The 9,587-nt window shown below is 48.9% G+C and carries 9 protein-coding genes; 3 read left to right on the top strand and 6 right to left on the bottom strand.

Features of this window, described 5'->3' with window-relative positions; genetic code table 11:
* Positions 1-136 precede the first annotated feature (136 nt).
* From WG8_RS24900 to WG8_RS24890, 3 genes are all read right to left on the bottom strand, one after another.
* Positions 137-1,168: a FecCD family ABC transporter permease gene (locus WG8_RS24900; protein WP_007433065.1), complete on the bottom strand. Its 1,032-nt coding sequence runs from the start codon at positions 1,166-1,168 to the stop codon at positions 137-139.
* Position 1,169: 1 nt separating this feature from the next.
* On the bottom strand, positions 1,170-2,147 hold the full coding sequence (locus WG8_RS24895) for an ABC transporter substrate-binding protein (protein WP_007433064.1): 978 nt from the start codon (positions 2,145-2,147) through the stop codon (positions 1,170-1,172).
* 99 nt (positions 2,148-2,246) lie between these two features.
* Positions 2,247-3,044 (bottom strand): helix-turn-helix domain-containing protein, encoded by a 798-nt coding sequence (locus tag WG8_RS24890; protein WP_007433063.1) that lies wholly within the window; start codon positions 3,042-3,044, stop codon positions 2,247-2,249.
* Positions 3,045-3,158: 114 nt separating this feature from the next.
* Here WG8_RS24890 and WG8_RS24885 point away from each other — a divergent pair, with 114 nt between their 5' ends.
* Positions 3,159-4,175 (top strand): asparaginase, encoded by a 1,017-nt coding sequence (locus WG8_RS24885; protein ID WP_007433062.1) that lies wholly within the window; start codon positions 3,159-3,161, stop codon positions 4,173-4,175.
* Positions 4,176-4,217: 42 nt separating this feature from the next.
* Here the strand turns inward: WG8_RS24885 and WG8_RS24880 are convergent, their stop codons facing one another.
* On the bottom strand, positions 4,218-5,159 hold the full coding sequence (locus tag WG8_RS24880) for a Gfo/Idh/MocA family protein (RefSeq protein ID WP_043891402.1): 942 nt from the start codon (positions 5,157-5,159) through the stop codon (positions 4,218-4,220).
* Between the two features lie 111 nt (positions 5,160-5,270).
* Between WG8_RS24880 and WG8_RS24875 the strand changes: the two genes are divergently transcribed.
* On the top strand, positions 5,271-6,230 hold the full coding sequence (locus tag WG8_RS24875; RefSeq protein ID WP_007433060.1) for a helix-turn-helix transcriptional regulator: 960 nt from the start codon (positions 5,271-5,273) through the stop codon (positions 6,228-6,230).
* A gap of 41 nt (positions 6,231-6,271) precedes the next feature.
* Here the strand turns inward: WG8_RS24875 and WG8_RS24870 are convergent, their stop codons facing one another.
* The gene (locus WG8_RS24870; RefSeq protein ID WP_007433059.1) at positions 6,272-6,517 is read right to left on the bottom strand and encodes a DUF6953 family protein; all 246 of its coding nucleotides are present in this window, start codon (positions 6,515-6,517) and stop codon (positions 6,272-6,274) included.
* Between the two features lie 214 nt (positions 6,518-6,731).
* On the opposite strand from WG8_RS24870, the gene WG8_RS24865 reads away from it, so the two are divergent.
* The gene (locus WG8_RS24865; protein WP_007433058.1) at positions 6,732-8,132 is read left to right on the top strand and encodes a transcriptional regulator; all 1,401 of its coding nucleotides are present in this window, start codon (positions 6,732-6,734) and stop codon (positions 8,130-8,132) included.
* A 212-nt stretch (positions 8,133-8,344) separates the two neighbouring features.
* Here the strand turns inward: WG8_RS24865 and WG8_RS24860 are convergent.
* Positions 8,345-9,587, bottom strand: a 1,243-nt coding sequence (locus WG8_RS24860) for an ABC transporter substrate-binding protein (RefSeq protein ID WP_007433057.1), incomplete at its 5' end; no start/stop codon positions are given.

Raw genomic sequence — 9,587 nt, 5'->3', positions numbered from 1 at the left:
AAATGAAAACGGCTGTGCGTATCCACCAGAGCCGAGCCGATATCACGCAGGGGAATAGGAAGCGCTCCCACACTGACCGAACCGATGCCGAGCAGGAGCAGCAGAAGCAAGGCGGTCACAAGATAGAAGGGTCTGCTCATCGTGTCGCCCCCCTTTTTTTACGGGCCAGATAGATAAAAAACGGCCCTCCGATAGCAGAGGTTACAATTCCCACGGGCGATTCGAACGGAAAAGAAATGATGCGGCTGAGCAGATCCGCATACACCAGCAGCAGCCCTCCGCCAAGCGCCGTCATCGGAACGCGCAGCGAGAGACGTGTTCCGACCAGCGCCCGGGAGATGTGGGGTACGATCAGACAGACAAAGCCGATCGGTCCGCATACAGCCACGGCTGAGCCTGCCATTACGATAACCAGCAGCAGAGCCAGTGCTCGAACAAGAGGGACTCGCTGCCCCAGTCCGGCTGCGATCTCGTCCTCCAGCAGCAGCAGTCGCAGGGCTGGCAACAGCATAACGAGCAGCACAAGACTCGCGATGAAAAAAGGAAGAATCATTCGTACCTCCGTCCAGCCCGCCTGGCTGACAGAGCCAGCCAGCCAGAAAATCATGGACTCCGTAGAATACTGATTCAATATAATGAAGCCCTCTGTCAGTGATGACAGCATGAAATGAATGGTGATGCCCGCCAGCGCCAATCGTACAGGCTGCTTGTCTGCGAATCCAGCCAGCGACCAGACCAGCCACGCACCCACCGCTGCCCCGGCAAAGGCCATCAGCATCGTGGATATTGCCGATAGCTGTGCGGATAAGACAAGCCCCAGCACCACGACGAGAGAAGCCCCGGCGTTAATGCCAAATACATGTGGTGAAGCCAGCGGATTTCGTGTGGTGAGCTGGGTCAACAACCCCGCCAGCGCCAGCAGGATACCGACCATGCAGGCGGTCAGGGTGCGCGGCAGGCGCAGCGTCTGAATATACAGATGTACCTTGTCGCTGCGCTGATAGGTCAATGCCTGATACAGGTCAGCCCACGATATAGAGGCAGGGCCCCATTTGAGGCTGAATAACAAGCCCAGGATTAGCAAAACGAAAGACACTAAAAACAGGAAGAGCAGAAACCGCGAACGGCTCTGCTTTTTTTTGGACATGGTGGATATGGAATGGATCATTTTATTTCTCTCCCAGGCTGTTTACGATGTCCTCGGCTATTTTTTCACTTCCCAGCATCCCACGGGACAAGGACCAATTACGCCGTTCTACCGTAAATACACGGTTGTTTTTGACGGCGTCTATTTTTTGCCACAAGGGATTGCTTTCCCACTGGTTCACGATCGTTGTAGGGTCTGTCGGCATCAGGAACAGCACCTGGGGGTTGGCTTCAACCAACTGCTCCAGCGTCAGCTCGGGATATGCCTTGTCGCTGTGTACCGGATCGGTAAAGCCTAACAGCTTCACAATGGAGCCAGTATATGCATGGTCTGAATGGGCGAAGAAGCCTTTAGGATTGACGACAGCAGGCAGTACGGTCAGAGACGTGTTCTTCAGCTTCTTTTTGGCTGCATCCATTTTGACCTGATGTTCTTCCAGACGTTTTTGAGCCTCTTCACTTTTACCTACAGCCGTAGCGAGGATCGTGTAGTTTTTCAGCATATGCTCATAGTCTGCCTGAAAATCGTCCAGTGCCAGCACTGGGGCAATGCCCTTCAATTGAGTTAAAGCATTTTTGTGCTTATTAATATCCACAATAATCAGATCAGGCTGCAATGAGCTGATCAGTTCAATGTTGGGTTCATAACGGGAGCCTACGGAAGTGTAGTCCTTCAGCTTGCTTTTCACGGAATCCATGAACAGCTCAGGCGCACCGTCATCAGCAATCCCGATAGGCTGCACACCAAGAGTCACCAGCATGTCCGTAAAGCTGAAATCCATCGAAATAATACGTGCAGGCTTGCCCGGTAAGGTGACCGTTCCGAGTGCGTCCTGAACGGTGATACTGTCTCCGCCAGATGAGCTGTTCGCTGGTTGGGAACCAGTCGAATTACCGTTTGCCGCAGTCTGATTCGTGGAGGATGAACTACAAGCCGCCAAGCTAATAGCGAGCAGTAAGGTGAAGGTGAGGCCAAATATACGTCTAAACCAATGATGCATCCTGTTTCCCCCTGATAATAATAATTATTCTCATTTGAATTTTAGCGGCAACCTCTCTTTTATACCATGTCTGATTTGTAGACGTCACATGTTATATTATTAGATTCTTTGAAACTGGGTGGGGGAGCAGCCGACTTCTTTTTTAAAAATACGGCTAAAATGAAAATAATCCGTAAATCCGACCCGTTGGGCTACTTCCTTGGCTGGAAGTCGGGTCTGCTGGAACATTTGCTTCGCTTTTTGGATACGGAGATGACGCAAATACTGAGTCATGGTCATGCCAGTGGCTTTTTTGAACAACACCGTGTAATGTCCTTCACTCATGCCCGCCCGATCAGCGAGAAGCGGCAGGGTCAGCTTGAGCATATAATGCTCATGGATATAAGACAGGGATTGTTCAATGGATACCGACGAGTTGTGGTTGTCCTGCACCATATGCGTCTCATAGATATAAATGAATAGCAATCGCTCCAGGAGCAGTCTTTTTCGAAATTGCCGGGCCGCTTTTTCCACGCCTGCTTCATCCTGAATGCTCGGAGCTATGGTTCGTAGCAGCTCGTCCAGCATATATTTGATTTTATATTCACTCAAGGTACGCAAGGGGCCATGCAGCGTCCAATCCGTGGATTCGCCTTGCAGAACACGGTACGTAATCACGATATATTCGGCTTCCCGGGTTTTGGGGACCTGAATGCTGCAAGCGCCATATTGATTATGAAAGGCAAAGCCCTGCGTGAAAATAATCGGCTCTTGGCCTTGAGCTGAGAGAGTGACGTGTCCGTGCAGCGCAACAATCAGGAGATGGCTGTTGGAGCCAGGATGCAGGGTTTGAGAGGTGTTGCCGTATTCGATATGCTCTAGCAGCGGGATGACGGTTGCTAGCTGCTCCAGATTCATGAATGCACCATCCTTCATTAATTCTTTTCTTTAGCAATGTAGCATATCACACTTATTCATGATAAATTCTAAGAACAATAAAGTGAAGATGTAATCGGGAAGGAACTTTGGCACATGAAAAAGGTTTTGTTCATCAACACAGGCGGGACGATTTCTTCCTCCTATCAGGAAAACGGCCTGACTCCGACCCAATCGGCTGAGAATATTTTAGCGGAAATTCCGGAGCTCAAGGAAATTTGCGACATTGATGCCCACAATCTGATGAGCATTGATAGCACCAATACGCAACCAGAGGATTGGGCTTCCATTGCCCGGATGGTACACCGTTCCCTCAATCAATACGATGGCATCGTCATTGCACATGGTACGGATACGATGGCCTATACGGCTTCGGCCTTGAGCTTCATGCTGGGAACTGTAGACAAGCCCGTCGTTGTGACAGGCTCACAGGTGTCCATTTTGGCCGAACACAGTGATTCCAAAAAGAATGTAATTGACTCATTCCTGACCGCATGTGGCGAGGTGGCAGGGGGTTTTGTTGTATTTAACGGCAAAATTATCAACGGCAGCCGCAGCTCCAAGATCAGAACTCGCAGCTATAACGCTTTTGAGAGTATCAACTATCCATACATCGGCCTGGTGGAGAACGGCAAGGTGGTCTATACGGAGGGCGTATTTGCAGATCGCGGTACCGTTCGCCACCCGTATAATGACGGGTATGCATCGGAGGTATTTTTGCTGAGGCTGATTCCGGGGACGAACCCGGCGATTTTTGATGCCATTCGAAGCTTGGGCTATAAAGGCATCGTCATAGAGGGCTTTGGTATGGGCGGTGTGCCTTTCAAGGAAAGAAGCCTAATCAGCAAAATCGAAGAATTGATGAAGGACGGTATGAGTATTGTCGTAACCACCCAATGCCCCTATGAGGGCGGGGATCTGACGATTTACGAGGTAGGCCAGAAGGTACTGGAAAAGGGTGTGATTCCGGGGTATGACATGACAACGGAAGCACTGGTAACAAAAATGATGTGGGCGTTGGGCCAGACCACCGATCCGGCCGGGGTAGCCAGGATTATGGCAACGAACTATGTGGACGAAGTTTCCTTGCCTACGGACACAACCTCCCTGTAAGGGAGGTTGACCGCTGTAACTGCCGGAGACATCGAGTTAACGCTAAAATTTCCCCAATCTATGTTTAATCTTAATAGCCATTTCCAGCGATTGGATGGCTTGTTCCAGTGGAATCAGGCATTCCGAAAGTCCGTTAAAGCATGCAAGGGCATGATCCAGACTTTTTTCGTACGGATTGGCGGATTCGAGGTTGATTTTTTGCTGCCCTGATGCGGTATACTCATATAATGCGGTAGGTACAAGATCATTTTCGTCGCTTTCGTGGTATACCAGTTTGGCCTTCTCAAAATAAGCTTCATAGGCTACCGTGAATGGATAGCTTGTCGGCATATGGGAAGAGGCGATGACTTCTGTGAACGTATTCTGATGCTGAAAATAAGCCCGCACCTGTGCCTGTTCAGGATGGGCAACCTCTGTACCCCAGACTGTGCATGGGTCACAGGGGCCCAGCAGCCATGCGAGTAAATCCAGTTCATGAATCATGAACTGAGCAGGGATGGAGCTTGGTCCAAGATCTCCCCACAGGGGAGGCGTTTCCCTTTTCAAGGACAAGGAAACAAGCTTCCCGTACTTTTGCTGACGGTGAGCCTCGTATAGATAGGTATAGGCAGGATCAAACTTAATGAACTGGTTGACCAGAATCTTTTTACCATATTGCTTTTCAGCTTGTTGCATAAGAAGAGAGTCTTCGAGATCAAAGCAAACCGGCGTTTCACAAAACACATGCTTTCCGTGCTTTAGCGCATCCATGGCATATGACCTATGCAGATGAGAGGGCAGGCATAGATCGACGACATCCATGTCTGAATCCAGCAGAATATCCTCTATATTTTGTGTGACTTCAACGTTCAGGTCCTCTCTCAGCTTTTGCAGCTTGGTTTCGTTCCTTCCGAATACAACGATTCTGTTCACCTTGGGATGGTTGTTTAAAAGCGTCGCATGATACGCGCCGAATCCCGTCCCCAAAATTCCAATATTCATCATCCATTACACCCCTTTACTTCTATGATACACACCTATTATTGCCAACAGGGTGTCAACAATCTTTGCATCGACTTTTCAACTTGGGTAACCATCTACTGTGGAGGTATGATTGTGAGACTGCATCGTTTAATCGCGATTTTATTATGTATCGAATCTAGAGGGAGAATGAAGGCCAAGGAATTGGCGTTGGCACTGGAAACCTCGGTACGCTCGATTTACAGGGATATCGACCTTTTGGCTGAAGCCGGGGTTCCGATTGTTACCGCATCCGGCCCGAAGGGTGGAATTTATTTGATGGAGGGCTATACAGCCAACCTTAAACAGTTGAACGGAGGAGATGTGATTCAGCTTTATTTAACAGGCATGGGCATATATACGGGCGGGCCCACCGAATCGGGCTTAAAATTAAAAAATGCGCTGCTCAAGCTGGAACAGACCATGCCAGACCCTTATCAATCGGATATTCGGAAAGCCAAAGCGCGGTTTTATTTTGATGATACGCCCTGGTGGACGGAGCGTGTAGCCATTCCCTGTCTGGAGACCGTGAGAGCTGCGGTGTGGGGTTCCAATAAGATAACCATTCAATATCGGAAAGCCGATGGAGTCTGTTCTTCTCGCCATGTACATCCCTATGGACTTGTGGTGAAAAAGGGTGACTGGTATCTCATTGCCTTCTGTGAGATCGGGCAGGAGATTCGGACCTTCAAGTGCGAGCGTATCACGGAGGTCCAGCCGTCTGCGGAGGTCTTCGAGGTTCCTGTGGATTTTTCGCTGGAGCAGTATTGGATGATGCAAGAAACCAGGTTTAAGCAGCTTTGCAAAAAGGAAGAGTACTATCCCGTAGTAATCCGAACGAATAAGACGCAAGCTGGAATTATAGCGAACAGGCTGGAAATCATCCAGTCCGTGCAGGAAGGAAGCCATTTGCATCTGACGGTCAATATGTACAGCTATGAAGCGGCCTGTCGAGATGCTATGGATTGGATCGGCCGGGGTGAAATTATGGAGCCTGCGGCACTCCGACAGTTTGTGAAGGAACAAATCAGCCAGCTCCACAAACTATATGCATGAATTTAGAAAAACACCTGCCCAGGGGCAGATGCCTTTGCTTGTTAAGTCCAGGCCCAGAGGAATCCATCACGATCCCAGGCTATTCTGCCGCCATGAAGCTTGCGAAATGCTTTTTTGATTTCTTTTTCCAGAGATACATGACCGTGCTCGCTTATAAACACATACTGCTCTCCATACGTAGAGCGTACATATGCAATCGCATCTTCCTGTTTCAGGGTGCCCACTTCACGGATCTGCGCGACCATCCATTGTGCAATTTGTTGTTCTGTTGTAGGGGAATTGTCCATTTTTTTGTATCCTTTCCTGCATACCGATTGAGTGTAGCCATTCAGCTTACCTCCCTGTAGTATACGGTAATTCGGAGAATTATTGAAATTTTTGAAATAAATTCACCCAGGCAGTTGGCGAAGTGGGCTTTATTTTGTATAATTAAGGGAATGTTAACGGGAATTCTCTTTTTTTGTATTGAAATCATGCAAGTAATCCCTGGGGGTGCCTGATTTGAAGGAAACAACCACAATTCGCGCAGAGCTGGAGCAGTATATTAGACGAGAAGGAATTACGATTAGCAAGTTTGGGGAGAACACAGGTATTAATGCAGGAACGATCAGTGCCATTATTAACGGCAATCGGCCGATCGCGATGCTCCTGTTGGATCGGATTGGGGCAGGCATGGGGCTTGAAGAAGGAAGCCTCTATGAGTTATACATTGATGAGTTTATACGGAATACAGCACCAAATTGGCGACGGGTTCGGCCATTTTTGCACCGCTGTGCAGAGTTGGACAAACTGGATTGTATTAAGCAGGTCGTGGAGTTTATGATGGACTATCTCATTTACGCCCCGGCTTTATTTGAGACGGCAGAAGAGCTATTCGGAAAAGGCAAGCATGAGGCTGCGGCCATTATCTATAAGAATGTCTCGGATAGTGAGAAATACCAGCATTCCGAACGTCTGGCTCTTTGCCAGTATCGGTTATTCACGATTGCCATTGGTGATGATCAGGACGAAAATTTATGGGCGGCTACACACTTTGAGAGTTTTGTGGATCGACTGGGTGAAGCAGACCAGCTGGAGGCCTTAAAAGATTTGGCTAATACCTATGCTTCCTTGCGACGTTGGGATAAAGTAGAATGGTTAGCTGAAAAAATGGGCCAAAAAGCAAAGGTGCAATACGAGCAGAAATACGGAAATACCAGAAGATCAGAGCGTGGCAAGGAACCCAAGGGTCCTTTGTTTATGTACATTGTATATTCTTATGTGATGCGCGCCGGGGTGTGGGATGAACGCGGGGACTATCAGAAGGCACTGGAATATGTATCCCTGTATTCTGATTTGAGCTGGGTAAAAGAGGACACAGAAGAAGTGCGCCGTTTGAAGGCCCTCTGTAGCAACTGGGCTGAGGCCAACGGGTATCTCTATCAGTTGATGTCCGGCAGCCTGGACGTGATTCCACTATATGTAGACTATTTGGAGAAAAACGAAGGCGAAATTCTGGTAGGGTTGCATAAAATTCTGGTGGCGGCCAACCGTTATGATTTTAATGTCGATCATGTACTGCAGCGTTTTGAAAAACAAATTGAGGCATTAGCAGATCAGCATACCAAGGTAGGCACCTATACAGAGCAAATGTCAGCAGATCTCTATGCACGATTTTTGGCAGAGATGGCTTGTTATGATCTCAATAAAGATCGCTATACCAAAGGTATGAAATTCTTGCTGGAGAGCCTTTCTTATTCCGTAATGCTGAATGGTAATCCTGTCACCATCAGATGTGTAGGATTATTCGAAAAGTATCGGCATACTGCCTCTTCTGAGGACAAAGAGGAATATAAAAACTTACTTGGAGAGGTAGAATACATCCATGATAAAAAAGATCGTTTTTACTCTGCTCGCATTTAATGCTTTTATCTTGATAAATTTTTCACTCGTTGCTCCTCCTCTCGAGGATCATTGCGACGCTCGCAGTCACGGGATGGGGGGATGGACATATTCATCCATCGATACATCTGCTTGAAAAGGTCTGGATTGGTGGTAACCAAAAAAGGTATTCTCTTGTAAAAAAGAGGATACCTTTTTTGGTTTGTCTCATTACACTCGGATGAACTGTTTGTCTATGAAAGGGTGAATGATGGAGATAAAGCAGGTGGAAACCAGACATGACGCAGATCCACCCAGCCCTGACTATTAAAGGATACGCCACGCACAGAGGGGAGATAGGCCGTCTGAACGGGCTTTTCATATAAAATATGCAGCTGGTGCTCCTGAATGAGCCGTGTTTCAATCTCTTCAAATTGACGCGCTCTGACGGTATGATCGGATTCGCGTGTAATTTCACGCAGCAGTCTTTCGATATCCACGCGGCTATGCGGCTCCACATGCCCAGATACATTGAGATACAGGTCAAACAGGCGCAGTTGCTCATCGCGGTCACGAAATAGAGAGAAGATGATCAAATCCGACTCCATGCGAATTGATGAGCTTTTGAACTCGTTCATGGATGCGGCTACGATATTACAGCTATACCCCCAGGCTTCGAGCTGAGCCGCGACCCGGTCTGCATCCGGTCTATACTCCGGAATAGTGGCAATTTGCAGCGCCGCCGGTGGTTCATATGAATTGTCGGACGCCCCCGCCTCTTCGGGAGGAAGATTGCGCTGCTCCAGGCATGCTACGATCCGGGCGCGCACGTCCGGGTTGCGCAGCGGCCCATCCTTGTAAGTGTTGCATGTAATAAATTTGCATACCGAAGCCGCCGAGTGAATTTGGCTCCATGCGGCATCTGTGCCTCCCGCGGATATGGGATTATGAATGATGTGAAAAGAAGAAGCGTTATCCTCCGTATCCGACGATTCCAGCTTGGTCGCCCACGGGAGCTGTACAATTTCTACCCGATCGAGATGGGCCCTGCCTTGAAAATAAGGTGCAAAAGCCTCCAGTATACAGAGGCTTTCATTCATTTCTGTGACCTTGAACGCCCCTGTACCAACAGGGCGAATGCCAAAGGCGGCTTCACCCGCCTGATTCAGCTCACGCGGCACAATCGCAGCGCGGCTGGTACACAGGAAGGACAGAAACAGCTCGTTCGGCTCTTTCAGCACGAAGCGTACCATGGTTGGGCTTAGTGCCTGCACGTGCCGAATTTGCCGGACGATAAAATGGTACAGTCTCCTTCCCGGTGCACGACGCAGCCGCTCGAAGGTATAGACGACGTCATCGGCGGTTAATATTTTGCCGTTATGGAACAGCACTTCTTTACGCAGGAAAAAGGTCCACTGCGTACGGGTGGCGTCCACCTCCCAAGCGTGCGCCAGCCCCGGCAAAATCTCGCCGCTTTCGTTCGCCCGCCGTGCCAGC

Origin of the sequence: Paenibacillus sp. Aloe-11, from assembly GCF_000245715.1 — a bacterium.
In the GTDB taxonomy this organism is placed as follows: domain Bacteria; phylum Bacillota; class Bacilli; order Paenibacillales; family Paenibacillaceae; genus Paenibacillus; species Paenibacillus kribbensis.
This window is presented reverse-complemented; position numbering and strand designations above follow the sequence as displayed.

Excerpts from the sequence above, each read along its gene's own strand:
- WG8_RS24885 (WP_007433062.1), top strand. The coding sequence starts at position 3,159 with ATGAAAAAGGTTTTGTTCATCAACACAGGCGGGACGATTTCTTCCTCC.
- WG8_RS24870 (WP_007433059.1), bottom strand. The coding sequence starts at position 6,517 with ATGGACAATTCCCCTACAACAGAACAACAAATTGCACAATGGATGGTC.
- WG8_RS24890 (WP_007433063.1), bottom strand. The coding sequence starts at position 3,044 with ATGAATCTGGAGCAGCTAGCAACCGTCATCCCGCTGCTAGAGCATATC.
- WG8_RS24895 (WP_007433064.1), bottom strand. The coding sequence starts at position 2,147 with ATGCATCATTGGTTTAGACGTATATTTGGCCTCACCTTCACCTTACTG.
- WG8_RS24880 (WP_043891402.1), bottom strand. The coding sequence starts at position 5,159 with ATGATGAATATTGGAATTTTGGGGACGGGATTCGGCGCGTATCATGCG.
- WG8_RS24900 (WP_007433065.1), bottom strand. The coding sequence starts at position 1,168 with ATGATCCATTCCATATCCACCATGTCCAAAAAAAAGCAGAGCCGTTCG.